Annotated in this window: 27 protein-coding genes; 14 read left to right on the top strand and 13 right to left on the bottom strand. The window is 61.3% G+C overall.

Annotated elements, in window-relative coordinates:
• Positions 1 to 4 precede the first annotated feature (4 nt).
• From JQ628_RS04990 to JQ628_RS04980, 3 genes are all read right to left on the bottom strand, one after another.
• Positions 5 to 958: a hypothetical protein gene (locus tag JQ628_RS04990; RefSeq protein WP_212220162.1), complete on the bottom strand. Its 954-nt coding sequence runs from the start codon at positions 956 to 958 to the stop codon at positions 5 to 7.
• Positions 959 to 1,075: 117 nt separating this feature from the next.
• Complete coding sequence (locus JQ628_RS04985; protein WP_212220159.1) at positions 1,076 to 1,336, bottom strand: hypothetical protein; 261 nt, start codon at positions 1,334 to 1,336, stop codon at positions 1,076 to 1,078.
• A gap of 363 nt (positions 1,337 to 1,699) precedes the next feature.
• On the bottom strand, positions 1,700 to 3,058 hold the full coding sequence (locus tag JQ628_RS04980) for a tyrosine-type recombinase/integrase (RefSeq protein WP_212220156.1): 1,359 nt from the start codon (positions 3,056 to 3,058) through the stop codon (positions 1,700 to 1,702).
• Between the two features lie 1,469 nt (positions 3,059 to 4,527).
• Here JQ628_RS04980 and JQ628_RS34425 point away from each other — a divergent pair.
• Together JQ628_RS34425 and JQ628_RS04970 are read left to right on the top strand one after the other, a co-directional pair.
• Positions 4,528 to 4,893: a hypothetical protein gene (locus JQ628_RS34425; protein WP_249127489.1), complete on the top strand. Its 366-nt coding sequence runs from the start codon at positions 4,528 to 4,530 to the stop codon at positions 4,891 to 4,893.
• Between the two features lies 1 nt (position 4,894).
• Positions 4,895 to 5,092: a hypothetical protein gene (locus JQ628_RS04970; RefSeq protein WP_212220153.1), complete on the top strand. Its 198-nt coding sequence runs from the start codon at positions 4,895 to 4,897 to the stop codon at positions 5,090 to 5,092.
• Between the two features lie 98 nt (positions 5,093 to 5,190).
• Here JQ628_RS04970 and JQ628_RS04965 read toward each other — a convergent pair whose 3' ends face one another.
• The 4 genes from JQ628_RS04965 to JQ628_RS04950 form a co-directional block, all read right to left on the bottom strand.
• A complete protein-coding gene (locus JQ628_RS04965; RefSeq protein WP_212220150.1) occupies positions 5,191 to 5,682 on the bottom strand; it encodes a hypothetical protein in 492 nt (163 codons plus the stop codon).
• A 326-nt stretch (positions 5,683 to 6,008) separates the two neighbouring features.
• Entirely contained in the window at positions 6,009 to 6,482 is a 474-nt protein-coding gene (locus tag JQ628_RS04960; RefSeq protein ID WP_212220147.1) for a hypothetical protein, read from the bottom strand.
• 1,311 nt (positions 6,483 to 7,793) lie between these two features.
• The gene (locus JQ628_RS04955; protein ID WP_212220144.1) at positions 7,794 to 7,958 is read right to left on the bottom strand and encodes a hypothetical protein; all 165 of its coding nucleotides are present in this window, start codon (positions 7,956 to 7,958) and stop codon (positions 7,794 to 7,796) included.
• 204 nt (positions 7,959 to 8,162) lie between these two features.
• Complete coding sequence (locus JQ628_RS04950; protein ID WP_212220141.1) at positions 8,163 to 8,327, bottom strand: Flp family type IVb pilin; 165 nt, start codon at positions 8,325 to 8,327, stop codon at positions 8,163 to 8,165.
• A 555-nt stretch (positions 8,328 to 8,882) separates the two neighbouring features.
• Here JQ628_RS04950 and JQ628_RS04945 point away from each other — a divergent pair.
• Positions 8,883 to 9,044, top strand: coding sequence for a hypothetical protein (locus tag JQ628_RS04945; protein ID WP_212220138.1), 162 nt, complete (start codon positions 8,883 to 8,885; stop codon positions 9,042 to 9,044).
• A 31-nt stretch (positions 9,045 to 9,075) separates the two neighbouring features.
• Here JQ628_RS04945 and JQ628_RS04940 read toward each other — a convergent pair whose 3' ends face one another.
• The gene (locus JQ628_RS04940; protein WP_212220135.1) at positions 9,076 to 9,333 is read right to left on the bottom strand and encodes a hypothetical protein; all 258 of its coding nucleotides are present in this window, start codon (positions 9,331 to 9,333) and stop codon (positions 9,076 to 9,078) included.
• 193 nt (positions 9,334 to 9,526) lie between these two features.
• Here JQ628_RS04940 and JQ628_RS34675 point away from each other — a divergent pair, with 193 nt between their 5' ends.
• Positions 9,527 to 9,658 (top strand): hypothetical protein, encoded by a 132-nt coding sequence (locus JQ628_RS34675; protein ID WP_283815765.1) that lies wholly within the window; start codon positions 9,527 to 9,529, stop codon positions 9,656 to 9,658.
• A gap of 86 nt (positions 9,659 to 9,744) precedes the next feature.
• Here the strand turns inward: JQ628_RS34675 and JQ628_RS04935 are convergent, their stop codons facing one another.
• Together JQ628_RS04935 and JQ628_RS04930 are read right to left on the bottom strand one after the other, a co-directional pair.
• Positions 9,745 to 10,863, bottom strand: a complete 1,119-nt coding sequence (locus JQ628_RS04935; protein WP_212220132.1) for an autotransporter domain-containing protein — start codon at positions 10,861 to 10,863, stop codon at positions 9,745 to 9,747.
• A gap of 146 nt (positions 10,864 to 11,009) precedes the next feature.
• A complete protein-coding gene (locus JQ628_RS04930) occupies positions 11,010 to 11,270 on the bottom strand; it encodes a hypothetical protein (RefSeq protein ID WP_212220129.1) in 261 nt (86 codons plus the stop codon).
• A gap of 199 nt (positions 11,271 to 11,469) precedes the next feature.
• On the opposite strand from JQ628_RS04930, the gene JQ628_RS04925 reads away from it, so the two are divergent.
• The 6 genes from JQ628_RS04925 to JQ628_RS04900 all read left to right on the top strand — a co-directional run bounded on the left by JQ628_RS04925 (position 11,470) and on the right by JQ628_RS04900 (position 20,495).
• Positions 11,470 to 13,824 carry a caspase family protein gene (locus JQ628_RS04925; RefSeq protein WP_212220127.1) on the top strand — a complete coding sequence of 785 codons (2,355 nt, stop codon included), beginning with the start codon at positions 11,470 to 11,472 and terminating at the stop codon, positions 13,822 to 13,824.
• Positions 13,825 to 13,835: 11 nt separating this feature from the next.
• Positions 13,836 to 15,407 (top strand): caspase family protein, encoded by a 1,572-nt coding sequence (locus JQ628_RS04920; RefSeq protein WP_212220124.1) that lies wholly within the window; start codon positions 13,836 to 13,838, stop codon positions 15,405 to 15,407.
• A gap of 150 nt (positions 15,408 to 15,557) precedes the next feature.
• Positions 15,558 to 16,226 (top strand): hypothetical protein, encoded by a 669-nt coding sequence (locus tag JQ628_RS04915; RefSeq protein ID WP_212220122.1) that lies wholly within the window; start codon positions 15,558 to 15,560, stop codon positions 16,224 to 16,226.
• A gap of 19 nt (positions 16,227 to 16,245) precedes the next feature.
• On the top strand, positions 16,246 to 18,405 hold the full coding sequence (locus tag JQ628_RS04910; protein WP_212220119.1) for a CHASE2 domain-containing protein: 2,160 nt from the start codon (positions 16,246 to 16,248) through the stop codon (positions 18,403 to 18,405).
• 54 nt (positions 18,406 to 18,459) lie between these two features.
• On the top strand, positions 18,460 to 19,095 hold the full coding sequence (locus JQ628_RS04905) for a hypothetical protein (protein ID WP_212220116.1): 636 nt from the start codon (positions 18,460 to 18,462) through the stop codon (positions 19,093 to 19,095).
• A gap of 113 nt (positions 19,096 to 19,208) precedes the next feature.
• The gene (locus tag JQ628_RS04900) at positions 19,209 to 20,495 is read left to right on the top strand and encodes a hemolysin family protein (protein WP_212220113.1); all 1,287 of its coding nucleotides are present in this window, start codon (positions 19,209 to 19,211) and stop codon (positions 20,493 to 20,495) included.
• A gap of 93 nt (positions 20,496 to 20,588) precedes the next feature.
• On the opposite strand, the gene JQ628_RS04895 is transcribed toward JQ628_RS04900, so the two are convergent.
• Entirely contained in the window at positions 20,589 to 21,293 is a 705-nt protein-coding gene (locus JQ628_RS04895) for an outer membrane protein (RefSeq protein WP_212220110.1), read from the bottom strand.
• A gap of 210 nt (positions 21,294 to 21,503) precedes the next feature.
• On the opposite strand from JQ628_RS04895, the gene JQ628_RS04890 reads away from it, so the two are divergent.
• The 3 genes from JQ628_RS04890 (at position 21,504) to JQ628_RS04880 (ending at position 23,136) form a co-directional block, all read left to right on the top strand.
• A complete protein-coding gene (locus JQ628_RS04890; RefSeq protein ID WP_212220107.1) occupies positions 21,504 to 22,103 on the top strand; it encodes a formyltransferase family protein in 600 nt (199 codons plus the stop codon).
• 195 nt (positions 22,104 to 22,298) lie between these two features.
• On the top strand, positions 22,299 to 22,646 hold the full coding sequence (locus tag JQ628_RS04885) for a hypothetical protein (RefSeq protein WP_212220104.1): 348 nt from the start codon (positions 22,299 to 22,301) through the stop codon (positions 22,644 to 22,646).
• On the top strand, positions 22,591 to 23,136 hold the full coding sequence (locus JQ628_RS04880) for a hypothetical protein (RefSeq protein ID WP_212220101.1): 546 nt from the start codon (positions 22,591 to 22,593) through the stop codon (positions 23,134 to 23,136). The genes JQ628_RS04885 and JQ628_RS04880 overlap by 56 nt, the downstream gene beginning before the upstream one ends.
• Positions 23,137 to 23,399: 263 nt before the next feature.
• On the opposite strand, the gene JQ628_RS04875 is transcribed toward JQ628_RS04880, so the two are convergent.
• Together JQ628_RS04875 and JQ628_RS04870 are read right to left on the bottom strand one after the other, a co-directional pair.
• Positions 23,400 to 23,600 carry a hypothetical protein gene (locus JQ628_RS04875; protein ID WP_212220098.1) on the bottom strand — a complete coding sequence of 67 codons (201 nt, stop codon included), beginning with the start codon at positions 23,598 to 23,600 and terminating at the stop codon, positions 23,400 to 23,402.
• Positions 23,601 to 23,615: 15 nt separating this feature from the next.
• Entirely contained in the window at positions 23,616 to 24,011 is a 396-nt protein-coding gene (locus tag JQ628_RS04870) for a RidA family protein (protein ID WP_212220095.1), read from the bottom strand.
• 158 nt (positions 24,012 to 24,169) lie between these two features.
• Between JQ628_RS04870 and JQ628_RS04865 the strand changes: the two genes are divergently transcribed.
• Positions 24,170 to 25,048, top strand: coding sequence for a DMT family transporter (locus JQ628_RS04865; protein WP_212220092.1), 879 nt, complete (start codon positions 24,170 to 24,172; stop codon positions 25,046 to 25,048).
• Positions 25,049 to 25,086: the final 38 nt, after the last annotated feature.

Below are 25,086 nucleotides of genomic sequence, written 5' to 3'. Positions count from 1 at the left end.
GCTCCTAGTCCAGTCTCTCCCGAATGAGCAGTCTTTCCCTGTGCGGTCTGCGTCTAGGGGGTAACAAACTACACAACTCCCCCACTTCCCGATCGCACGCAACATCAGCACTGGCCCAATTCAGGGTCTTTTCCACGTCCAAACAGTCCCAGTGTGCCACGCGTTCAAACTGCTTCGGAAACGCACGTGCAAACGTCGAAGCATGGTCTGCACCCATACGCCTGACCAATGCGCGAATGCGCCTCTCGGTCTGCATCATCGGGTGTGGCCCCTGTGTCCTGATCGAACGTTGAATGATTTTCTCCAGCATCGGTCCGATTTCCTTTGCGGTGAGGTGTTTTTCGACGAATGCGACCGGGTCTATGTCGATCACGTTGGCCGGTGTGATGATCTCTGCGGCTTCAACAGCACGCTTCCGCTCCAGTCTGATCTCAAAATGCAGAGCGTCACACTCGCCCGTGATTTTGGAGTGGTCCGCGATGTAAAAGGCCGAGTTCTTTTGCGGTCTCGATTTGCGGCCTACAACACGGATCGAATACACGGTGCCATCTGCATCGTGCATTTCGTCGGAGCCCCTGCGGTGCCGCAGATGCAGGAGCTTGGCGAACACCTCGATCACCGCGTCCCGCGTCCAGTCGGGTGAAATCCCGATCACGTCGATTGCAAGGTGCAGTCGATAGATCGAAAGCTTGCGGTGCTGCGAGTACCATTGCAGGAGTTCGATGCAGTAGCGCGACGGCTGATTGATCGCGAGCAGGTAGAACCAAATGGTCTTGGGATCGTGCTGATCGCGAATTTCCTTGAGCAGCATACTCCCGCAGTTCGCTTTGATCGCCTTAAGCAGTGGCGACGGAAACGAGCGCCGGGAAGCGCACTCGATCGTATCGACATATGGAGCAACACGCGCAATTGCAGCGGTATTGCGCCACTCGTCAAGGTAGTCTAATGTTGAAGGCATCGAGCGATTTCCTTTGTCGGTGTCGTTCGGTGTTGATGATCCCACTCCCCAGCGGGCGTCGTCATTCGCATGCGAAGTCTCCGAGCCCATCCCGCCAGCAACGGGGTGGGCTTTTTTCTATTCGGCTGCTTCGCTAGTGGGGTTAATCAGCGCGTTGATCTGGTCGAGCCGATAGAACGTCGTCGACTGCGCTCCTCGCAGCTTGACTACGTCGAGCGGCCCCCCTCTCCGCTTCTCCATGCGTTTGATGGTGTCAACGCTGCGGCCGAGCATGTCGGCCGCTTCGACGCGCGAGATCAGCTTGCGGGCGGGCGTGATCGGTCGGATTTTGTTGGGGCCACGCTCTTTACGTTGCTGCTTGTGTGAGTTGTTCGGCACTGCGACACCTCTCCTCGTCTGTCGCGGAGGTGCGCATTGGCACGGTTACCGCGTGAAACGATGAAGAGAGTCGGCTGCTTGTGGCGCGCGACGGGAGCGAGGTCCCCGGGCAGCAGTACTCACCATGGCTGAGCCCGATGTTTCGATTTTGTCAGGACGCGCAAATTTTTGCAAGGCACTTCAGGTCAGATCGGGGAACCGCTTAAACGGCGGCAGAGCGCGCTGGAGCGGTGTTTCGTGATCGATGTGCATTTGTGCGTCGGGGCCTCGCCGCGCGCATGGGGCGCGCCCTGCTCCGTTCTGATTGTCGATTGCGTGCGGGCACAGCGCGCCCTGTGCGGTCCCGGGAAACGGTGGGGTCTATCAACGTCGATTGATGGAGACGACGTTGCCGCCCTTTGCGGGGGGACGAATGATCGTTTCGATTAGAGACGCGAGTGACAGCAAAGCGGTCTCGCGCTCCGCATCATAGTCGTGGCGATCGTAAACGCCCTCAACGCCCCCGATGACATGGCCAAGGACGCGCTCCGCGATATCGGGCCGGATGCCGGCGCGCGACATTAACGAGCGCGACGTGCGGCGAATGTCATGGAGCGTCCAGTGTGGGACGACAGGCTTGGGCGCAATGTCGGCCATCGCCTTGTCGAGGTCAGCCTTCCCTTGCCCGAATGCCGAATATGAGCCGAAGTGTTCGCCCGGGCCGTCACGTCGGCCGACACGGCTTGCCGGAAATACGTAGTCGTTGATCTTGAGCTCGGCTTGCGCCTCGATGATATCGAGCACAGGCTTGGGCAGCTTGAGGCGCTGCGCGTTGCCCTTCTCCCGCTTCTCCATCGGGATCGTCCATACTCCGTCCAGGATGTCGTCAAATTGCATGGTCGCGACCTTGGTCCGGCGCTGCGCCGTATACAGGAGCACCTTGCACATGGCGCCGAAGGTGCCGAGACGATCGCAGGCCGCAAACATGAGCCGGATCTCCCGGTCGTCAAGGATACGGTCGCGGGCACGCTCGCGGGGGTCTTCGATTTGGGCCATGCCCTCGACGATGACGGACGAGTACCCGGTCTTGGAGCGAACGGCGTGTTTGTTCATCATGCGACGCAACACGGCCAAGGTGACGTCGGCCGCCCTCGGTCCGCGGGTCTCGGCGATCTTGTCCAGGAGTTCGACGACATCGGGCCGCGTGATCGCTTCGAACGGCTTGTTCTCCCAGGTGGGCAGGATCGCTTTGATGACGGCTTTGATTTGGGGGGCCGATCGGCGCTGCCCCTCGACGAACTTTTCCACGTACCAGTCCGACACGGCCTTGAAGCTGTCGCGGTTGGCGACGGCCATCTTCTTGCGTTCGTCTAAAATCTTTTCGAGGTTCCCGTGATGATATTTTGTAGCTTTGCGGGCGTCCTTGACGGACATGTGGATCGGGTTGCCGGGCTGAAACTCCCCGAGTTTATCCGTGCGCATTTTGCGTTGATGCGGATCGTAATACTGCACGCGCCACATCTTAGCGCCCGACTTGTTGATGCGCAGGAGCAGCCCACCCTGTTTCCTGTCACGATATGTAGCTTCTGTTTCAGGCTTGCTGGTGACCGTGCCGTCCTTTTGCTTCGTTCTCCTCATGCCAAGCCTGAGTTTCGAGACGCCCAACTCCGTGAAACGCTTGGAACGTGATTGATCAAAGGAACGATCGCGCCCTTTGCGAAGGTCCTGTTTTTGCTCCGACACGGGGGGCCCCTCAGGATAGGTTTCAGGATAGCAATCGAGGCTGTCCTATCGTGAACAGGGCTGCCCCAGCCTGCCCCGAAAATATAACCCAAATAGTTGAAAATATGAAGGTTTTTAATACAACTTGCGCCTCCCTGCCCTGATCGTCATAATGACAGGAGACGACTTTTAATCATGGGGTCGAGGGTTCGAGTCCCTCCGCGCTCACCATTCGGATTTCCCCGCTTCGCGGGCCTTCAAAACACGGCTCGCATGATGGGGAGAATTCATGAACGGTTGGACGCCTGACGATATGGGTTTGGTCGTAACCCTGATCGCGATCGGCGCGGTTGCTGATCGCCACTCGACTGCAACGGCGACGGTAAGAAACGAAAAAGCCCGACCCGCTGGGCTTGGGGAAGGAAACGGGTCGGGCTGCTCTCTCGAACGCCGGAAGGGAAGTTTCCGACCTGACCATTAGCTGCGCGCAATTCGGCTTTTTCCTGCCAGCATCGGCGTTCATCGGGACTAGTTCTTCCCTTGCAGGTCTGCTGTTGCAGCAGAACCTTCGGGAAAAAATAGCAACTCTGCCAGAAGGGTGCAGTTGAGCCTCGGTTGCGTCCGTTGAGGTGACACCGCGGGCGTGACCGGGCCCGGCGGGAAAAAGCTTCCCCAAAGCCCCTCGCCGGGCCGCTCGCTGAGGCCTGGAACATGCGCCAATTGGCGCGGCGACGCTCCAAAAATCAGCCGACATGAAGCTGGCGATCGGATGCGGTTCGTCGCGAGCATGAGAGCGGCACGTTCGTCAGGACGGCGGCGGACGGAGCCAATCTGTTCGCCTGAAGGCACCATGCCGTTGCCTGCTTTTGAAAACGCAATCTCTCGATGCTGTGGCTGCTCAGCAACTCATTTTTTCATTCTGCATCGCATTGCGCATTTGTGGCCACACAGGCGCGCCTGGGCAGCCTAAATTCGGAGCGTTTCAGAACAGCTGTTTTCGAACCGGAGATTCTAAAATGATCTTCGAGATCCTCTCAGTCTATTTCTTGGTCCGGTGCATCAACATGCTATTTCGGCTGATCGGTCGCCGGCACGACGTGTTGTACTACGTGTCAAAGTCAAATCCTGACTGATGCCAACCGACAAGGGGCAGATATTCGTTGCTGGAGCATGGATTGCCGGCACGGTTGCCGTCGTGCTCTGGCTGCTCTTCGGTTGATATGGTGTTTGACTTGATTGGTCTTGCCCGCAGCCGCCGCATCCTGGGCGGCTACGCTCTCAATGGCACGACATGCTCGCCTCACCGCTCACCAGCCGCATGAGGGCGCGCTCCCGCGGCCGGACTTCCGACCTGTCATCCGATCGCACTTGGTGTTGAATTTGGGCCCATGCGCCTGTGCATAGCCTGTGGAAAACTGCCTAAATTGCGGCTCATTTTTCCACCTAAGCTGCTGAAAAGACATTCCTTTGGTCCTTTGCGCAGGTGTTCTATGAAACGATTCCAGCTGTTGCTCCTCGCATCCTGCATTACTGGAGTTTCGGCGGTCGCCTTCTCCTCCGCAGCGACCGCCCAAGCAAGGCAATGCAGCACCGAGCGGCCGGCCGATGCGCGGTCCTATTGGTCCTATCGGATCATCGACGGTCGAAAATGCTGGTACGAAGGCAAGCCGATGCTGTCGAAAGCATTGTTGCATTGGCCAAGGGCTCAAACTGAGCAAGCGGACGCCGAGCGGAAAGCAAGCCCACCTCCAGCAAGCTCCGAGAATTTTCTGGATGCACAGGCGCTTATGCCAGACAATTCCGACAGCTTCGAAGCACGCTGGCGTCAGCGCTTCCTCGACGCCGTGCGAAGGTGACTTGCTGTTGAATTACGGGATCGTTGGTTCGAGTCCCTCCCCGCCTACCAAATCAATCGCTTGGTCCTGCACCGCCGCGCTGGCCCGTGTTGGCAAATCGATTGCGACGGCGGATGGAAGTCTTCTCTTGGCCGCGTTGATCGCACTGCTGCTGGTGCTGCCCTTCGCGCTCGGCGCCTTCGAAGGCATGGCGCCGTGACGCGGGGCCGCAGTAGTCCGTGAGGCCGCCCATTGGGACGGCCTGTTGTTCAACTGAATCGAAATCACTCTTCTCCCACGAGGGAAGAAGGGAGCCGATCAATTAAGCTCCTCAGCGGTCGGGCCGGCTCCAGGGTACGGATAGAGCGTTCCCGAGATGTGGCAATCAATGACCGAAAATGCAGTATTCACAGTGGTGAAATCAACTCGCATAAGGCGTGTAGCGCCAACCGCGAATCTGGTCTCGTTTGTGGATGAATAATACAAGGTGCTCCCACCGATATTCACGCCCTGTGTCGGGTAGAACAAGGGCGAACTTCTCAAGTAACCCGTTTCCACGCCTTGAAGAACTGCAAAACTGTGACCGATAATCGGTGAAGCCGAAGACATCCGGCATATGATTCTTCTTGCAATGAAGACCTTGTTTGCCGGGATTGGCGAAAAATAGACCCAACAGCTGCCACTACAGGTAGCTTGGTTGCGTTCCTCATAATGGGCTCCGAAGGAAGCCTGTTCCGCCAAGGCCGGAATCCCAATGACAGCCAGAACAGCGCCACCCATAGCGACTTGCAGAAAACGAGCTAAAGACATTTCGACCTCCAAATAAATAAATGAGGCCGCATTCGACTTGGATTTTTAGATTGCGTCAATCCAAACGCAATTCTCGCCGGGACATTCGCAATCGGCACCGGCAAAACCCGCGCGAGCGTGTCGCCGGCATTTGGGAGCCCCCGAAATCTGTAACTCCCTCGACGTGGCGCGATGAAGTGAGAATAAGGCGGCTGATGTTACGGACCATCAGGCATCATCGCTCTCCCGGGCGGCGTTGCCGTCGGTAAGGGCCTTTTCGGCGCTTTGAAGACCCGCCGGTGTGAGCCGGACGCCCACACCAACTGAGTGACCTTTGTTCTTCCAACCTACGGGATCGGATTGATCAGGGTGCCAGAGATGGTGCACTTTATGGCCCAGGCGTTGGTAGTGGCCGCCGCAGCTATTGCGACGTGCGGATATCTTGATTGCCCAATGAGAAAGTTAACTGGATGACTGATCTGTGTATAGTAGACGCTGCCCGCTTGCACCGGCTGCGGAAGCTGGAGCGGATAGTCGCGCTGCAGGGTGCCGGATGTCGGTGCCGTAAAGATTCCCAATGTGGCAAAGACAATAGGGGACGTTGTTTGGGCGAAGCAAGCAACGTGCGTTACCAGTAGCAGCTTGTTTGGCGGAAGTTGCGAGAACGCCACTGTGCAAGCAGCACCGCCGCTCATGCAACTTGGTGTGACTGACTCGTCATAATAAGTACCGTACATTACGGCGACTGCTTGAGCACTGCTGCCAATGAAAAGCGACGTAACGGCAACAATCGCGAATTGTGCGAAACGAACAAAATGCATTTCTGCCTCCATGGATGAGAGACCACATTCCAGCATCCCCGAGGCTTTCGAACGCTGTGTCAATCTGGCGCGATCATAGGGTCCAACATTCATTGGCAATGGGGGCAGGACAATTGCTGGCCGGGCCACGGCAACCGGCCTGGCGTGGGTCGCGACAGTCGCGGTCAATCAATTGATGCTGTGGTCGCTAAACTGGTTGAGGCGTAAAGACCGCCCTGCCATCGCATCCTGATGGCACAGGCGTTGCTAATCGTCAGTGACTGGGGATTGCAGGGCCCAGTTTGAGACAGGGCGCCGCCGGGACGGTACATTTCGAGCCCGGCGGCGTATTTTTTTGGAACTGAGCAAGCCTTGGAAAAACCCGACCCGCAGGGCTGGGGAATTGGTGCGGGCCGGGTTTCCTCACTACATGCCGGGACGCATCACCATCGCCGGCGGATCATTGGCTGCGCGCAATCCGGTTTTTTCCTGCCGGGATTTGCATTCTTCGGGACTAGTTCTCCGCATCTTTTGGATGATGGCCTGCGTGGCCAACGGCAGGGTTGGAATGACACTCAACAGATCGCAGGCCGCTCCCGCTTGGCCTCACACGGCTCATCTTCGATGAGGGAGTACGAGTGAGCCCGGCTCCGACGCGAAATGCAGAAGCCCGACCCGCGGGGCTGGTTGCGGATCAGGCTTCCGTTCGCCGTGCCGATCCACGGGGATTGCTTCACCGGCACGGGGCCAGCCTGCGCCTGAAGGCCGGGGCCTCGCTATAACCCGTGCGGCTAAACCTGTATCGGGAATTAGCAACTCGGCCGTGCGCACCGGCGCACCCGCACGCGATCAGGGGCGCTTTGTGCATCCCTTGAAGCGGCCCACCTGCACGAGCCCATGCCGCCCGTGATTCAGTACCAATCCTTGTTGGTCTGGAAGCAAGCCCCAAAATTGGGTCGCCAGATGAACCCGGCACCGCACGGTGGGCGGGCACGAGACGTGACGGGGCATTCATTCGAAAATCGGGCGCGCCCGGTGCCCCAGCCCTCTACGACGCACGCACCCATCGAGGTTCTATAGCAGCCGGCGCCGCATCCACCTGTAGCATTGGCCGGGCCAGCGCCGGCGACAATAACGAATACAGCCGCGATCAGAAAAGTTCTCATTTGCCTTGCTCCGAGCTTCTCCCCCCAACCGTCGTCCGGCCCTAGAATAGATCGGATCACGGCGACGCGGAACAAGGCCGCGCTACGGATGGATTGCGCACCCGTCATTCGCGCCGGCGACGGCTGGCCCTTCAGATGGATGCGCTGCGAGCGCGGAAATGCGGCCCTAGCGCCGGGAGCGCGCCAGCGACAGGCTGTTCTGAAAGCGGCGAACAGGATTGCTGCGACGGCGCCGCAATTCCACGACCCGCCGCCGCCGGGGCCCCTCGATTTTCTCGAACATCTCAAGCCAGACCTCAAGCAGGTCCGATCGACGTTTGCGCGCTGTCATTCCCAGTCCCTCCTTTGGTGGGCCCGAGTCGCCATGGGCAAAAGAATAAACGAACCTGGTTGAGAACTGGTTGCCGCCGAATGCTCTCTGCCGCGTTCATGCGCTGTGTAAGCCGGCGCTGCTGCATCCAGGAACGAGCGCAAGACGTGCCCGCCGGCCTGAGAAACCAGCGGGCGACCCAGCGATTGTATGGAGTTTGCTTGCCTACTTCAGGGATGAATTGAGGGACGTGAGCTTGTCGGCGAGGGTCGAGCCCAGACCGCTCACGATGACGATGATCGCAAGTGCGATGCCTACGGCGATCAGACAATATTCGATGGCCGTGGCGCCGGATTCGTCCCGCCAGAACTTCAGAAGAAAACGCTTCATGCAATGCACTTCCTGCTCCGATGCCCAGGCGCTCGGCGCGGGCCGCGGCAGGAACGTGCCATCCAGGACCTAAAGACCTGTAAAGGCATAAGTTGCAATACGTACTATATATCACTTTAGGATGAGAAAGGTAGCGCAATCCTGCTTCTCGCGCAGGTCAATTTCCATCGACCATCGCCGGCACGTTTCGCGCCATCGCGAGCGCTGCATCGATTGAGCTGTATCGGGCCTGCGTGGCAGCGCGTCGCGTTCCCCAGGCAAACAGCCGAGCGCTCACGCTCTGGGGTAGGTGGATAAAGGCGGCGCCCGGCTGTTCGGCCGCGCGGCGGTGCGGCCCATCCATCAAACCAGCAATGCTCTAAATTGTAGTAAAAACCGGAATATAGAGGACTCGTTTAATGCGATGGTTGCGCTGCGGCGCGATAAGGCCGGCCCTCTGACGTCCGCCATGGCAATCGCTTCGTCCGTCCAGGTTCCCGATTAGGGTTAAGTCCAACCAAGCCGCGCGGCCGGCTCCTGCTGTGCTATTGCGCCCTTCGTTAAAGGGGAAAGCTCATGGCACTATCGAACCGGATCAGAAAAATGCTCGGCCTGTCAGTATTGGCGGCATTCGGTGCGCTGGAGCTCGTCCTTGTCGGCGCGGTCGTCGGCTTTGCGCTCGAAATGGTTTTCGGGATCGACCTGCCTTTGATCAATTGGGTGGATGCGGAAAGCTGAAGCGGATCGGAGCGACCAGCTTCCTCCCGCTTCACCCCTGCCCGTCCCCAAGACCGTATTCCTCATAGATCGTCAGCGGATCCCGCTCGGGAAACAACCGGCATTTGGCCTGGGCCAGATGCAGCACCACGCTGCCGGGCTGGCAGCCGGCGACCAGCAGCTTCTTGAGATCGTCCATATGCGCATGCGGCTGGTGTTTTTCGGGCAACTGCTCGAGCGCGACCAGCGCGGTGGCCAGGGCTTCCGTGACGACCCATTGGTCGTGGCCCGTGATCCCCTTCTTTGACATCGGACGTTCCTCCACGGATCATCCCCTTGCCCGTGCACAGTGTGCCACAGGCGCGTTCAGGCTCAAGCACCCGCAGCGAATGCACAGCAATCGCGCCCGGCTCCGATCGCCGTGCGACGGTCTGCGACACCATTCCCCTTGCCGCCATATCGGGGCGTCGGATTGGATGCTTCGGCCGGGGTCAGGGGGAAGCATGAAGCAACTGCAACCGCGGGAAGCGTCCCCGCTCTATGTCTGGCTGGCGTTCGTGCTGCTAGGCCTTGGCGTGATTGCCTATGTCGCCGGCTATCTGGTGTTCGAGGAAATCTTCGCCTTCCTGAAGTAAGCCGTTTCGCTCGCCACGCAGGCTCGATCGTTAAAAAGAAAATGCCCGCCGGAAGGCGGGCATTTTGACGTCGATGGTTCAGAGGCTCACCAGGTGTAGCGGAGGCCACCCTGCACGCCGTAGGTCTGAACCGCCGGCGGGTTCGGCACCACCACCCCTCTGTCGGTCGCCGCGGTACCGCTGCCGTGCGCTTCGAGATAGGACGAGAAGTTCGGGGTCCAGATCACGGTGATCTTGCCCGAAGCGCGGCCGCCGAGATTCGACGTGACGGCGGCGAAGGCCGGCGCGCCGGGAATAGCTACCGCCGGGAAATTCGAGTCGACGATCTTGTAGACGAACCCCGAAAGGGTCGGCTGGATGGTGTAGCCCATCCACTTCGTTTCAAAGCCGACGCGGCCGCCACCGTGCACTTCGGTGGTGTCGCCGAACTTGGTGCCGAAGTTGGACGTATAGAGCTCGGTATAAGTCACACCGGCGCTCGGTTCGAACCACACCGTGTAGGGGAATTCGAAGCGGTATTGCGCGTTGCCGGTGTAGGCGATCGAGCTGCTGTCCGGCGGGGCAACAACCAGGATCGGGGCGACATTCTTCACTGAACTGCTTGTCCAGGACAACAGGGCCGTGAAGTCGGCTGAGAACCCGCCGTTCAGGTATGAGAGGGTGCCCGAGGTCGAGGGGATCGATCCGGTGAAGTCGGGCGCGGGTGCGTTGAACCTGTTGTACGATTGCGACCAGGTGTGCGAACCGGTGCCGATAAACGTCAGCGCGTCAGTCGCCGTGAAGATGCCGATCTTCGTGATGTCGAAGGCACCGGTGACCGTCTGGGTGTGGATGTCGGTGCCGAACGTGGTAGCGCGATCGGCGTTGCCGACGAGGTTCGCGCCATAGAGCCAGGCCGAAACCGGCGCGGCCATCGCGGGCGCCTTGGCATAGGCCAGCGCGCCGAACGGATTTTCCATGCCCTTGGCTGCGAACGGGTCGCCGTTATCGAACTGCCCCTCTTCACCGCTGAACTGCAATCGGCCCGGCGGCGGTATCCGGCGCCGCAGGAGCTGGTCACGAACGTTCTCGATGATGTTCTGAACGACGCTGCTGATGATCCGCTGCTCGATATCGCTGGCATATTGCGCGGAAGCCGGCTTCGCCGTCAGCGCAAAAAGTGCCGCCGAAGCAAGCAAGATCTTGGAAAATCTAGAAAAAAACATTCGGGCCCCCAAAAGACTCGTATTCACGCCCGAAAAATATCCAAATGTTGCCGCGATCTAATAGTGCCGGAAAGACACAGTATTAGGGATTTAGAAACCAAATCGGTCCGTGTTCACCGGTATCGGTTCCACGGTTCCGCGTCTTCTCAACGGCTTGCCTGCCGCTTCTTCTTTTTCGGCCGGTAGACGCGTGGAGATGGCTGGCCAACCGTTGCAGCTTCAGCACGGTTTTCCGCCGCTTGCTGGTCCCTGATCTTGCGCCGGACGTCGTCGCGTACCCCCTGGATGATGGAGTCCCGGGTCGAGTCCGCCGGGGAATAGTCCTCCGCTCGCGCCGCTCCCGCCAGGGCTACGATCAGGCCGAGTCCGGCGAGCAAGGCCCGACAAAAACGAAATGTCTGCGTCATTCGAAAAACTCCATCGCCGGCATCGCCGCGCGGCATTCCAGGATCAGTTCAGCACCGCAAGGCAAGGTATATTGTTGCCCTTGTCCCTCGCGGTTCCGTGCGGTGCGTCACAGTCCGCAACTTCTTGCCCACAGATGATCGCAATTGGTACTGTGCGCGCAAATTATTGTTTTCGGACGTTGAATTTCGAGACTCGATAATGCGCAACCTGATTTCCAAGGCAGCCGCGCATGAGTGCGGCCAAGCTTCCCCTCGTAAACAGCCCCTCGCCTCTGCGCTTCGCGCCGCCGCCTGCGGCGCAACGCTGCTGGCGCTCTCAATCGCCAACGCGTCTCGCGCGGCGGCCGAAGAAAAGATCGCGCTGGTGATCGGCAACAGCGAATACCGCAAGGTCGACCGGCTGACCAACCCGGCCAACGATGCCGCCGACATGGCCGCCTCGCTCACCAGGCTCGGCTTCAACGTCAAGCATCTGTCCGACCTCGATTTCGCCGCCTTCCGCCGTGCGCTGATCGATTTCGGCAACGCGGCCAAGAGCGCCGACAAGGCGGTCATCTTCTTCGCCGGCCATGGCGTCGAGATCGACGGCAAGAACTGGCTGATCCCCGTTGACGCCCAGATCAAGTCCGAGATCGACGTCTATGCCGAAGCCATCAACCTCGAGACCCTGATCGATATTTCCGTGATGCCCAAGGTGATCGGGCTGGTGGTTCTCGATGCCTGCCGCAACGATCCCTTTGCGTCGACCAATCTGGCCGCAGGACGCGCGCTGGCGAATCCGACCAATCCCGCGGGCAAGGGAAAGGACGCCGCCAAGAAAGGGGCCCAGACGGCGGCGCCGGCCAGGCCCGCACTGGCGATGCCCGCCGAGACCTCGGCGCGAGGCCTTGCACCGGTCGAGGTCAACGACAACGTGCTGGTCGCCTTCGCTGCTGCGGCCGGCACCACGGCGAATGACGGTACCGGACGCAACAGCCCCTACTCCGGCTCGCTGCTGCGCCACGTCGAAACGCCCGGCCTCGAGATCAACTATCTCTTCCGCACGGTCTATGACGACGTCGTGCGCGAAACAAAGACTCAGCAGCCGGCGGTTTACGGCACGCTCTCCAGCGAAGAGATCTACCTGAAGGGCGATGCCGCGGTCGCGGCCGCTGATGCCGCGGCGGAAGCCGAGCGGGTCGCCTGGACGTTCGTGCGCGCCACCAACGAGATCGCCACGCTCCGCCGTTTCACCGAGAAATTTCCCGCCAGTACGCACGTCACCGAGGTCAACGACCGGATTGCCCAACTCGAAGGCGCGGAAAAGTTTGCGTGGTCGACCGTCGAGAAACAGAACACGGCCTCGGCTTACCGCGCATTCCTGGACCTCTATCCCTACAGCGAGCATGTCGACGCCGCCAAGGTGACGCTCGCCAAATTGCAGGCTTCCGGTCAGACGGATTCGCAGCCGGTCGATCTGACGCCTCCGCCGCCTTCGACGTTCCAGCTTGCCTCCACCTCGCCCGAGGCAACGGCGAAAAGCCACGACTCCATTGACCGGGCCTGGGACGTGCTGCGCGACTCCAAGGATAAGAATATCGTGCAGCCGTTCGCCGAAAAATATCCCAGCATCCGCGATCATCGGCTGCCCGCGGGCAGCGACATCGCGCTGCGGCCCATCAATCCGACGGACTGGATGATGCGCACGGGACAGGACAATGACGTCAATCTCTGCTTCGCCGGCAATCTGTCCGCGTGCACCAAGGCTGTCGTCAAATACCCTGATTACATGCAGCTCCGCTTTCAACTCTGCCGCACTTCCGGCAACAAGAACCGCTGCATGGAAAAAGCCATCGAGGATGCGCGCAAGAACGGCTACCTCGTTTCGGCCTATACAAGGTCGGAACGGGAAAAGGTGCGGAACCGCGAGTATCGCCGCGTTGCCGAGCGCGTGAACCAGAACGTCAGCAATGTCGTGAGCAACGTTGTCAGCAATGTCGTCAGCAACGCGGTAAGCAATGCCGTCAGCAACGCAGTCTCGCAGGCAGCAAGCAATGCGGCGGCTGCCGCCGCTTCCCGCGCGGCGAGCGCCGCCGCCGCCGCGGCCGCGGCAAATGCGGCTTCCAACGCGGCATCGAACGCCGCCGGCCGAGCTGCGTCCAATGCGGCAAGCCAAGCGGCATCGAACGCCGCAAGCAGGGCGGCTTCATCCGCCGCATCGAATGCGGCGAGCCGGGCAGCGTCGGCGGCGGCCTCGAACGCCGCCAGCAAGGCTGCATCGAATGCCGCGGCGAATGCGGCGAGCAGGATCCCGGTGCCATCAGACATCCGCCTCAAGCAGGACATCACCGCGCTCGGCCGGACGCATGATGGCCTGCGCCTCTACCGTTACCGCTATATCGGCGACGACACGCTTTATGTCGGCGTCATGGCGCAGGAAGTGGCCGTGCGCGTGCCATCGGCTGTTTCGCGAACGGACGACGGTTATCTTCAGGTGGACTACGGCATGTTGGGCTTGAAATTCCTGACCTGGCAGGACTGGGTCGCGGAACATCCGGCCGGCGCAACCAACTGAAGAAGCGGCCTTTGCGGATTCTGGCGCTTGCATTTGCTCTGGTCCTGCCGCTCGCCTTTGGCAGCGACGCCGGCGCGTCGGAAAACCGCGTCGCGCTGGTGATTGGAAATTCCAGCTACCAGCATGCGCCTCGCCTCGCCACGCCCGTCAACGACGCCGAGGATATCGCGAAGGCGCTCGGCGGCCTTGGTTTCGACGTCGTTCTTCGGCGTGACACGGCCGCGAGCGACTTAAGGCAGACGCTCCAGGATTTCGCCGAGAGATCCACCAAGGCCGATTTCGCAATCATCTATTTTGCAGGCTACAGCCTCAACGCCGGCGTCGACGGCTATCTGATCCCGGTCGATGCCCGGCTCGCCACGCCGGACGCTTTCCGGACCGAGACCATCACGCTGCGCGCGGCCATGCTCCAGGTCGCCGGAGCACGCGTGCTCGGGCTCGTCATTCTCGATGCACTGCGGGGAAATCCCTTCCCCGCTAAACTCGGGCGGCAGGACTCTGGCCGCGACTTCGATGTGCCATCGTCCGGCGGCCTCGATGCATCGCGCAACGCGCTGGTGTTCTTTGCCACCGAACCGTCGCGGACGTCGGAGGAAGGCCAGGGCCGCAACTCTCCGCTGGCGGCGGCGCTCCTGAAATATCTTCCCGAGCCCGATCTCGAGATCAGCTTCCTGTTCCGCAACGTGCGCGACGAAGTGCGGAATTCGACGCGGCAGAAGCAGACGCCGTACATGTACGGCCAGCTCTCACGAGGCAAGATCTATCTCAATGCCGTCAAGCAAGCCGCGTTTTCGCCGGTTCAAGCCGACCCGTCGGCGGCCCTTCCCTGCGACAATCTTGCCGCCGCGCCTGACGACTCCAAGCGCGGTCTCGGCGTCAAGGGCGTCAAGCTCGAGGACATCAAGCCGGCACTGGCGATCGCCGCATGCTCGCAAGCCGTCAGGGAACTTCCCGGCGTCGATCGATTCCACTACCAGCTCGGCCGCGCGCTGTATGCGGTGCAGGACTATCCGGCCGCGCTTGCCAGCTACAAGAAGGCGTTCGAGCTCGGCAACACGCGGGCGCTCTACGCGCTGGGCTCGATGTATGACAATGGCGAGGGTGTCGAAAGGGATCCGGCGCGCGCCCGCTTCTATTACGAGATCGCCGCCGAAATGAAATTTGCGCCTGCAATCGTCAGCCTCGGCTTGCAGCAAGAGCGCGGCCTGGGCGGCGACAGGAATCCGGCCAAGGCCTATGCGCTGTATCAGCGCGCGGCCGATCTCGGCGACGCAAAGGCCATCAACAAGCTGGGAGAGCTGACCGAGAAGGGGCTGGGCGTGGAGGCCAACGTGAAACAGGCCCGCGCGCTCTACGAGAAGAGCGCCGCGATGGGCGATCCCGACGCGATGGTCAACCTGGCCCGCTGCTCCGCCAACGGCATTGGAGGAAAGAAGGACATCCCCGAGGCAAGGCGATTGCTGCAAAAGGCAGCGCAGGCAGGGAGCAAGGAAGCGAAAGCCATTCTTGCGAGTGTCGGTAGCCCCAGGGACACGCCGAAGAATGCCCCCAAGAATCCTCCAAAGGATTCCGGACGGAAGTAGTCAGACAGCCGCGCGAACGCGGGACGCTGTTGACGGCCATAGTTATGTGATATTCATCACATCCATTACGGCGAACGACTGTCTACTCAGCAGCGACTAACAATCGGCGGGACTGGGACATAAGCCGAATTCTGGATGAGGTTTTTCGAGATGAAACGAACGTTTGCCGTTTGCGTGAGCTTGCTGGCACTGGCGGCCCCCGCCGCAGCCCAGACACCTGTCGCCGTCGTTGAGGAGGTGCAGGGCAAGGTCACCGGCGCCGAATTCATGGACTATGTCACCCCCAAGACCGTGATCAAGCTTGGTGACGGCGGCTCGGTCGTGATCAGCTACATGAACTCCTGCCGCCGCGAGACGATCAGCGGCATCGGCACGGTCATCGTCGGCACCGAAGAGAGCAACGTGCATCTCGCCGACGTCAAGGCCGAAACGACCAAGTGCGATTCCAGGCAGACACATGCCACGACCAAGGCCACCAGCGAAGTCGCCGCCACCGTCTTGCGCAGCGTCAAGAAGGGCAAGGACGCCGACATCCAGGCGGACTTGACGCTTTACGGCACCTCTCCCTTGTTCGAGGTCAAGGGCAAAGGCACGCTCGTCATCGACCGTCTCGACGTCAAGGGCGAGCGCCAGCAGGTCGAGATCAACGGCAAACAGCTCAGGGGACGCTTTTACGATTTCGCCGGCACCAACCGCACGCTCACGCCAGGCGGAGTCTACGCCGCGACATTCGCATCGCAGCGAATCGTGTTTCGCGTCGATCCCGAGGCCAAACCGGGGCCGACGCCGATCGTCGGGCGCCTGATCCGCATCCAATAAGCTTGCCGGGCGCGGAGCGGTGAGCATCGGGCGCATCACGCGCGACGCAATTGCCATCACGCTGATCGTGCTGGTGTGTTCAGCCGTCTCGGTGTCGCCCGCGCTCGATCGCGTCCACGGCCTGTCGCTCGACATCCTGACGGCGCTGCGCTGGCAGTTTTTCGGCAAGCCGCACGATCCTGCCAAATCGCCCGCGGTTGTCGTTGCGATCGACGAGGAAACCTACCGGGCGGCTCCGTTCAAGGGTACGCCCACCCTGACCTGGACCGGTGAGATCGGGCGCGTGTTAAGTGCGGTGATCGAGGGCGGCGCAAAAGTGGTCGGCTTCGACGTGGTCATCCCGAACTCGCTTGAGCAATCGGAGGTACCGTTCGGCGACGGCGTGCTCGGTGAAAAGGTCCGTGGCTTCGACCGCGATTTCCTGCGCGCGCTGGCGGGCGCAGCATCATCAGGCAAGGTCGTGCTTGGTGAGGTCCTGCGCGGGGATCAGCCGATCAGACCCTCCGCCGGACAGCGGATCGCCGTCAGGCAGCAACAGAATATCCGGCCGCTCAACGTCTATACCGACAGCGACGATGTCGTTCGCCGGGCATTGTTGTCGTTTTCCGTGGATGGCGGCACCCTGCCCGGCATGGCCGTCGAACTGGCCGCCCGCGCGCTCAACGCAAAACCGGAATTCGGCGCGAACGGATCGGCCACGCTCGCGGGCTACCGCATCCCGGTCAGCCTCCCCAACACCATGACGCTCAATTTCGCGGGCGGCGCGGACGATATCCCGACCTTCTCCCTCGCAGACCTGCGTGCGTGCGCGCTCAGAAACGACAAGGATTATTTCCGCCGCTGGTTTGACGGCAAGGTCGTCATTCTCGGAACGGTGCTGGATGGCGAGGATCGCCGCTTCACCTCAAAGCGCTTCGCCACCGGCAAGGAAGGCGCGCGGGCGCCCCGCTGCACGGACGAGGTCAAACCGGTCGCTACATCCTTTCACCGCAGCTCGATCGCCGGAATCTACATCCATGCCACTGCCGTCAACAATCTGATCGGTCAGAATGCGCTGACCGAGCTCGGCAAGCTGCCCATTTTCCTCATCGCAGCCGGTTTCGCCGCACTCGCGGCGGTGGCGGCCCGGCTGCTCAGGCCGATGGCCGCCGCCATCACGTTCGCTGCCATCACGGCCATTGGCGTGATCGATGCCACGGTCGCCTTCGATCATGGATTGGCGCTTCCGATCGTCGAACCCTTCGTTGCGGGCATCGGTGCGTTGGTTGCAACGATCGGTTATCGCTTTGTCGCCACCGACAAGGACCGGCGGCTGCTGCAAAAGAGCTTTGCCCTGTATCTGGCGCCCCACGTCATCAACCGGATGCTGGCGTCGAACAAGCTGCCCGAGCTTGGCGGGGAAACCCGCAACGTCACGGTGTTCTTTTCCGACATCGAGGGATTTTCGCTGCTCGCGGAAAAGATGCCGCCCGATGGCCTGGTCGCGCTGATGAACGCGTATCTGTCTGAGATGACCGACATCATCGAGAACCACGGCGGCTATGTCGACAAATATATCGGCGACTCCATCGTCGCCGTGTTCGGCGCACCCGCCGACGATCCCGACCATGCGGCAAATGCGGCGCGTGCCGCCCTTGCATGCAGCGCGCGCCTCGACGAGCTCAACCGTGACGCCGAAGCGTTCCGCGACGTCAAGCTGAAGCAGCGGATCGGCATCAATTCCGGCGAGGCGCTGGTCGGGAATTTCGGATCCAGCCGCCGCTTCAATTATTCGGTCATGAGCGATGCCGTGAACCTCGCCTCACGCCTCGAGGGCGCCAACAAGTTCTACGGCACCACGGTCATCGCCTCGGAAGCAACCGTCGCGATCGCGGGCGAAGGCTTTGCCTGGCGCGAGCTCGACGCCGTCAGGGTCAAGGGTCGGATGCAGCCGCTCAAGATCTTTGAATTGCTGGCAGCGGCTGACAGTCTGTCGGATCAGCAAAAGTCCGAGATTGCCGGTTATGCCGAGGGACTGGCGCATTGGCGCGCCGGCGAGTTCACTGCGGCCGCCGCCTGCTTCGAAAGATCGGCGGAGACCGACCGGCCCGCATCGATTTTCCTCGAGCGCGCCCGGCAACTGGCGGCCAACCCGCCGGACGATGGATGGGATGCAATCCGCACACTGGAATCCAAATAGGTTCGTCACGGCCGCGTGTTGCAACAGTAACAAGGTTTGGATACGACCTTGGCGATGACGAGAAATCTCGGACGGATCGCCGCGCTTGGCGCGTTACTCATCTCTTCGGCGGCCTACGCCGAAAATCCCTCCGTTGCCACCGCGATCTCTCCAATCTTCGGCCAGTTGGTGGCGTTCTCGATGCCGATGACATTCGTCCCCGCGTTCGAAGAGACGAAAGGGCCGAGTTATATTCGTGAGGCCGTGCTGAAGGGCGAGACCATCGCCCGTTGGACCCAGATGATTACGATCACCGGCGCCAGGGGCGCCGCCGGAAATCCGAAGGCTACGCCCGAAACGGTGGCCGGATTTATCGCCGCCGGATTCAAGAACGCGTGCCCCGACACATTCACGGCCCAAGGGGTGGGCGCAACGAAATTCGGCGGCCACGAAGCCTATGTCGCGATCGCCGGCTGTGGGAGAGTGGAATCCAGCGCCGACAAGCACAGCGAGACCGCGCTGATCGTCGCGATCAAGGGCAGTGTCGACTATTACACCATGCAATGGGCCGAGCGAGCCGGTCCGTCCGGCAAGCCTGCGATCGATGCTGCCAAATGGCAGGCCCGGCTGCGCCAGTTGCAGCCGATCCGTCTCTGTCAGATCGTGCCGGGCGAAACCGCGCCGTATCCGAGCTGCGTCGGCAGAAACTGAGCCGCGGCAATTTTTCCCGCGCGAAAGCTGTTCCGTCCGGCGCAGCCCTTCCGCGGAATGCCTATATGCCGTCCGGCGGCTTGCGGCCGCGCTTCCCAACAGAAGGTCTCTTTGTGCTCTATCTTGAACTCGCCATCGTCACGGTCCTGATTGTCGTCAACGGGCTCCTGTCGATGTCGGAACTGGCGATCGTGTCGTCGCGTCCGGCGCGGCTGGCCGCGCTGGTCGAAAAGGGCGTCAGCGGTTCCCGCCGCGCACTGGCGCTGGCGTCCGATCCCGGAAAATTCCTCTCCACCGTGCAGATCGGCATTACGCTGATCGGCGTGCTGTCAGGCGCGTTCTCCGGCGCCACGCTGGGCCAGCGGCTGTCGCTATGGCTGGTTGATTTCGGGCTGTCGAAAGGCGTGGCCGACACCGTCGGCGTGGGCCTCGTGGTGGGCGTCATCACCTATGCTTCCCTGATCGTTGGCGAACTCGTGCCGAAGCAGATCGCATTGCGCGATCCCGAGGCCGTCGCCGTAAAGGTCGCGCCCGCGATGATGCTGCTCGCAAAAATCTCGCTGCCGCTGGTGTGGCTGCTGGATCGTTCCGGCAAGGGGATCCTCTGGCTGCTCGGTCACCGCAGCGACCGCGAGGAGAAAGTCAGCGAGGATGAGATCCGTACGCTGGTGGTCGAAGCGGAAAATGCCGGCGTGCTCGAGCCCGGCGAGAAGGAAATGATCGCGGGCGTGATGCGGCTCGGCGACCTTCCGGTCGGCGCGGTGATGACGCCGCGGCACGAAGTCAGCATGATCGACCTTGCCGATCCACAGGCCGAGAGCCTTGCCGCGCTGCTCAAGACCGCGCATTCGCGCAGCGTCGTGTTTGACGGTAGCCGCGACCATGCGCTTGGAATCGTGCACGCCAAGGACATGCTCGACGCCTATTTGACGGGGGTTACACCCGACATCCGCGCGCTGATGCGCGAGGCGCCCATCATCCCCGAAACCGTCGATGCACGGGATGTCGTCGCGATCCTGCGCGAGTCGCCGGTGCATATCGGCCTGGTGCACGACGAGTACGGCGTGTTCCAGGGCGTGGTGACGAGCGCGGACATTCTGGAGGCCATCGTCGGCTCCTTCCATACACGTGAAGGTCCGGCTGAACTTCCTTACGTCAAACGCGAGGACGGCTCCTATCTGATTTCCGGCTGGACGCCGGCGCTGCAAGCCGCGGACCTGCTTGGCATCGAGTTGCCCTTGTCGCGGCCCTACCAGACCTTTGCCGGCTTTCTGCTGCAGGAGTTCGCCGCCATCCCCGATGTCGGCGACAAGGTCAGCGCCGGCGGATGGCAGTTCGAGGTCGTCGATCTCGACGGCCGACGCATCGACAAGGTCCTGGCGACGCGGCAAGAAGGTTGAATCAAGAAGAAGGGTTGAATCAAAAAGGCGCGGGTCATGCCCCGCGCCTTTTCCGATCCGCCGACTTAAGTCTCAAGCCTCAGTACTTGAATATCAGTACTTCGCGACCACCGGCCCGCCCCAGCCGAAGCGGTAGTTGATGCCGGCCTTGACCGTGTGCACGTCAAATCCGACCGAGAGGCCGGGAGGCGCGAGCGCCGCGAGATAGGTCTGTTCGCTGTAGCGCGCGAACATGTACTCGCCCTTGGCGGACCAGTTGCCAGCGAAGGCGAATTCAACACCGCCGCCGACGGTCCAGCCGTTGTGGGTTTGCGATTCGGAAATCGTCACTCCGAGCGCCGTCCCGCTGATCTCGTTGTTCAGCCAGGCATAACCGCCCTTGGCGTAGAGCAGCACAGTGTCCGCTGCAAAACCGACGCGGCCGGTGACCGAGCCGAAGGCCTGCATCTTGTCGGCTACGGTTACGATGCCGACAGTCGTCGAACGGCCAATATCGGCCCACGCAGCGTCCGCCTCGATACCAATGACGAAGGCGCTGCCGACCGGCTGATAGTTGAAACCAACCGTGCCGCCGGCGAAGCCGCCACTGAAGTCATTGCCCGTGGTGGCGAAGCCATTGACCGAGGCCCGATCGGACCAGCCATAGCCGCCCATCACACCGACATAAAACCCGCTCCAGTTGAACGCCGGAGATATCGGCGCCTTGACCGGCGCGCGTGCAGCCGCCGGCATGTCAGCCGCGCACGCAGCACTAACCGACGCCGCCAGCGCCAGAATTACCAAACCACTTCTTTTCATTAGAACGCCCCTATGCGTAGTTCCCACTGCATCCAAATCACAACCTCAGATATCGATCAATAGTGCTGACACATTTTTGCTGCTTTTTGTGGCAGCGGCGCAACAGTTGCGTTGTTGATAACCTCGCGCCGTGTTTCAGGCCCGGCGTGGACAGGCGCGCCTCACATGCTATCGACGGGCGGCGACGCCTACCCACGGACGGAAAATCTCATGCGGATCACCCTCGTCGGCTCCCGCCATTTTGGCGTGACGACCCTCAACATGCTGCGAGAGCGCGGTGTCGATATCGCCCGGGTTATCGTGCATGACCCCGAGGATCGCCTGGCTGGTGCCGCCAAGGCCGCCGGAATCGATGTCGTCGTGCAGGCGGATCCCAGGATCGTCGCGGCTTCGGAGATTGCGCCGGACACCGACCTGATCGTAACAGCGCATAGCCACGCCCGCATCAGCCGCGAGGCGCTGCACGCGGCACGGCTCGGCGGCATCGGCTATCATCCTTCACTCCTGCCCCGGCATCGCGGCATCGCCGCCGTGGAATGGACCATCAAGGAAGGCGATCCGATCGCCGGCGGCAGCGTCTATCACCTTGCCGAGCGCATGGATGCCGGCGCCATTGCCGCGCAGGACTGGGTTTTCGTCCGCAAGGGCGAGACTGCCCGGGAACTCTGGGAACGCGCGCTGGCGCCGTTGGGCCAGCGGCTGCTGGGCGAAGTGATCGACTATGCCAAGGCCCACAAGTCGCTGCCGGCCAAGCCGCAGGACGAGCAGTTCGCTACCCTGGCGCCCAACCTGACGCCAGCCAAGCACTAGGCTCGCTGGTCGATCCTAGAAAGGGTATTATAGTAGCGAAACAAAGTGATATTTTGTTCCGTGGCTGGAACCAAATTCACCACGATGTGCTTGTGTTCACAGGAACTTTCCTTGATGCTGCGGCGCATCAAAGTTTCGTCACATTCTGCCGAAATAAGCCGCTACAGCATCACCCGACATTTGAAGGATTGATTCATGCGTCACAACCGCATCCGCTTGCTTTTTGCTGCTTCCCTGCTCGTTGCCGGCCTCGCCAGCGCTTCCGCGTCCGCCCAGCACCCTTATGACGGCCTGTGGCAGGTTACCGTGGCCACCAAGACCGGCAGTTGCGATGCGCAGACCACCTCAACCCTGACTGTCACCGACGGCAAGATTTCGGGTGGCCCGATCTCGGGCAGCGTCAGCACCGGGGGTCTTGTGCGAGTCTCGATCAATGGTGCATATGCGAACGGTCAACTCAGTGGCAACTCCGGATCGGGGAAGTGGAATGGTGCATCAGCGGGCGTCCCGTGCAGCGGTCGATGGGAAGCTTCCCGTCGCTAAATCTTTGGCTCGCACCTTCGCTCATTCGCGGCGGCTCGCATTTGCAGCCGCCGCTTTTTTTGTAACGTCAACCGCCGTCGCGCATGCCCAGGCGGGCGGACCTTTTGCCGGCATGGCGGGCAATTGGCACGGCGGCGGCACGGTGACGCTGGATGACGGCTCGAAGGAGCGGCTGCGCTGCCGCGCCACCTACACCGTGCCCGGCGGCAGCATGAGTATGGTTTTGACCTGCGCCAGCGACGCCTACAAGTTCGACCTGCGCGCCGAGGTGGTTGCACAGGGTGGCGAGGTTTCCGGCACCTGGAGCGAAACCAGCCGCAATGTCGGCGGCAACCTTGCCGGCCGCGGCGGTGGCGGCAATTTCCAGGTGGTGGCGACCGCCGCCGGCTTTAACGCCAATATCAGCCTGCGCACGGCGGGCAACAAGCAGTCGATCACGATCCGCGCCGACAACATCTTCCGCGGCGCCGATCTGTCGATGTCGAAATAAGGCAGATCATACCCTCGGGCTGAACCCCCGGGCTATCGCATATGAGCGAGGACTCGATGAGGCGACTTCGTTGTGGCCATCCTTCGAGACGCCCGCCTTTGGCGGGCTCCTCAGGATGAGGTCTTGTTTCGCAGTAAAATCCTAGGACCCTCATGGTGAGGAGCGCCGCTTGCGGCGCGTCTCGAACCATGAAGGCCGGGCTCGCTCACACGCTCAATGGGTCATATGCGATAGCCCTGGGCTGAACCCCGAGGGTATTTTGTCTACGCGGTTTTCGGCTTTTGCAGCCTGTCCGCGGTTTCCTTCATGGTTTTTGCGATCAGCAAGGCCTGCTCTTTGGTGAGCGCAAAATCCTGCACGCCCTTGTGCGTGGTCAGCGACAGCACCAGGACGTCAGGCTGGCTCTCGGGCCAGCCGGTGGCGAAGGCAGTGACAAAATCCGCTGAAGTTTTTCGTTGGGTCATCGTCCGAAGAGTTTCCTATGCCGGGATGAAAGCGGTGACTTCGATTTCGACTTTTGCTCTCTCGTCGACGAGGCCGCCGATATAGAGCAGCGTCGACGGCGGAAAGTTGCGGCCGAGCGTTTCCTTCCACGCCGCGCCGATGCCCGCGCCCGCGGTCTCATACTCGCTGCGGCTGGTCAGATACCAGGTCAGCCGCACGATGTGCTCGGGGCCAGCCCCTGCTTCGCCGAGCAGCTTGACGATGCGCTTCAAGGCCGAGCCGACCTGGGCCGCCATGTCGGGCGCGTAGTCGCCCTTCTCGTCGCCGCCGGTCTGGCCGGCCAGCACCACCCATTTGCCGGGGCCATCCACGGTAACGCCGTGCGAAAAGCCGCGCGGTTTCGACCATTCGGCCGGTTGCAGAATGCGCATGAAAATTCCTCCCTGGAACAGGCGGCTTCCTTAGCACCGTTCAGGCCGATGATCCCACTGCGAAAATCGTCTCGCGCATCGCGGGGTCGGCAGATTTGCCCGTTGCAAAGGCAGGCAAGGTCGAACATACCGGCCTCCCCGCTTTGAAACTCCTGCCGATGGAACGCACCCCCTCCAAACCGATGGCCGCGCTGTGGATGGCCGGCTGGCTCGCGCTGATGCTGATGATCACGGTCGCCGGCCGTGAGGTGTTGCGTGAGCTGAACGTGTTCCAACTGATCCTGATCCGCTCCAGCGTCGGGCTCCTCCTGCTCTATCCGCTGATTCATCGCGCCGGCGGTTTTGCGGCCATCAGAACCCAGCGTCTGCCATTGCATATCGGGCGCAACACCATCCATTTTGGAGCGCAGCTCGGCTGGTTCTTTGCGCTGACGCTGATTCCGATCGGCCAGGTCGTGGCGATCGAATTCACCATGCCGATCTGGACCGCCATCGTCGCCGCGCTGTTTCTCGGCGAGCGCGTCACGCTCTGGAAGTTCGGCGCGATCGTGCTCGGCATTATCGGCGTCGTCACGATCGTTCGTCCCGCGGCCGGTGAGATCAATATCGGGCAATTGATCGCACTTGCGGCCGCCGTCGGCTTTGGCGTTTCCGTGGCCATGGTGAAGTCGCTGACCCGCACCGAACAGACGGTGACGATTGTCCTCTACATGGCTCTGGTGCAGGTCGTCGGCAGTCTGCTCCCCGGCCTCTATGTGTGGACCTGGCCATCGCCGACCGCGTGGGGCTGGGCTATCGTGGTGGCCTTCTGCGGCACGTTCTCGCACTATTGCATGACGCGGGCGATGCTATACGCCGATGCCACCGTCGTGGTTCCGATGGATTTCCTGCGGGTTCCGCTCACCGCCTTGATGGGCTGGCTGCTCTATTCGGAGCGGCTGGATGCCTTCACCGTGCTTGGCGCGGCGCTGATCCTCACCGGCAATTTCCTCAACCTGAGGCCGGGCAGTCCCGCGCCGGCGCGCGCAAGTACCTGACATCCACAGAATTTCCTTCCCGATTCCTCTGCCATTTG

Source organism: Bradyrhizobium lablabi (assembly GCF_018129385.1).
Lineage (GTDB): Bacteria > Pseudomonadota > Alphaproteobacteria > Rhizobiales > Xanthobacteraceae > Bradyrhizobium > Bradyrhizobium lablabi_C.
Note: the sequence above shows the minus strand (reverse complement) of the source record. Positions and strands in the feature narration are given on the sequence as shown.

Bases quoted from the DNA above. Each gene is read 5' to 3' on its own strand.
- JQ628_RS04990 (WP_212220162.1), bottom strand. From the start codon at position 958: ATGCCTTCAACATTAGACTACCTTGACGAGTGGCGCAATACCGCTGCA.
- JQ628_RS34425 (WP_249127489.1), top strand. From the start codon at position 4,528: ATGAAACGATTCCAGCTGTTGCTCCTCGCATCCTGCATTACTGGAGTT.
- JQ628_RS04965 (WP_212220150.1), bottom strand. From the start codon at position 5,682: ATGTCTTTAGCTCGTTTTCTGCAAGTCGCTATGGGTGGCGCTGTTCTG.
- JQ628_RS04960 (WP_212220147.1), bottom strand. From the start codon at position 6,482: ATGCATTTTGTTCGTTTCGCACAATTCGCGATTGTTGCCGTTACGTCG.
- JQ628_RS04955 (WP_212220144.1), bottom strand. From the start codon at position 7,958: ATGACAGCGCGCAAACGTCGATCGGACCTGCTTGAGGTCTGGCTTGAG.
- JQ628_RS04950 (WP_212220141.1), bottom strand. From the start codon at position 8,327: ATGAAGCGTTTTCTTCTGAAGTTCTGGCGGGACGAATCCGGCGCCACG.
- JQ628_RS04945 (WP_212220138.1), top strand. From the start codon at position 8,883: ATGGCACTATCGAACCGGATCAGAAAAATGCTCGGCCTGTCAGTATTG.
- JQ628_RS04940 (WP_212220135.1), bottom strand. From the start codon at position 9,333: ATGTCAAAGAAGGGGATCACGGGCCACGACCAATGGGTCGTCACGGAA.
- JQ628_RS34675 (WP_283815765.1), top strand. From the start codon at position 9,527: ATGAAGCAACTGCAACCGCGGGAAGCGTCCCCGCTCTATGTCTGGCTG.
- JQ628_RS04935 (WP_212220132.1), bottom strand. From the start codon at position 10,863: ATGTTTTTTTCTAGATTTTCCAAGATCTTGCTTGCTTCGGCGGCACTT.
- JQ628_RS04930 (WP_212220129.1), bottom strand. From the start codon at position 11,270: ATGACGCAGACATTTCGTTTTTGTCGGGCCTTGCTCGCCGGACTCGGC.
- JQ628_RS04925 (WP_212220127.1), top strand. From the start codon at position 11,470: ATGCGCAACCTGATTTCCAAGGCAGCCGCGCATGAGTGCGGCCAAGCT.
- JQ628_RS04915 (WP_212220122.1), top strand. From the start codon at position 15,558: ATGAAACGAACGTTTGCCGTTTGCGTGAGCTTGCTGGCACTGGCGGCC.
- JQ628_RS04905 (WP_212220116.1), top strand. From the start codon at position 18,460: ATGACGAGAAATCTCGGACGGATCGCCGCGCTTGGCGCGTTACTCATC.
- JQ628_RS04895 (WP_212220110.1), bottom strand. From the start codon at position 21,293: ATGAAAAGAAGTGGTTTGGTAATTCTGGCGCTGGCGGCGTCGGTTAGT.
- JQ628_RS04890 (WP_212220107.1), top strand. From the start codon at position 21,504: ATGCGGATCACCCTCGTCGGCTCCCGCCATTTTGGCGTGACGACCCTC.
- JQ628_RS04885 (WP_212220104.1), top strand. From the start codon at position 22,299: ATGCGTCACAACCGCATCCGCTTGCTTTTTGCTGCTTCCCTGCTCGTT.
- JQ628_RS04880 (WP_212220101.1), top strand. From the start codon at position 22,591: ATGGTGCATCAGCGGGCGTCCCGTGCAGCGGTCGATGGGAAGCTTCCC.
- JQ628_RS04875 (WP_212220098.1), bottom strand. From the start codon at position 23,600: ATGACCCAACGAAAAACTTCAGCGGATTTTGTCACTGCCTTCGCCACC.
- JQ628_RS04870 (WP_212220095.1), bottom strand. From the start codon at position 24,011: ATGCGCATTCTGCAACCGGCCGAATGGTCGAAACCGCGCGGCTTTTCG.
- JQ628_RS04865 (WP_212220092.1), top strand. From the start codon at position 24,170: ATGGAACGCACCCCCTCCAAACCGATGGCCGCGCTGTGGATGGCCGGC.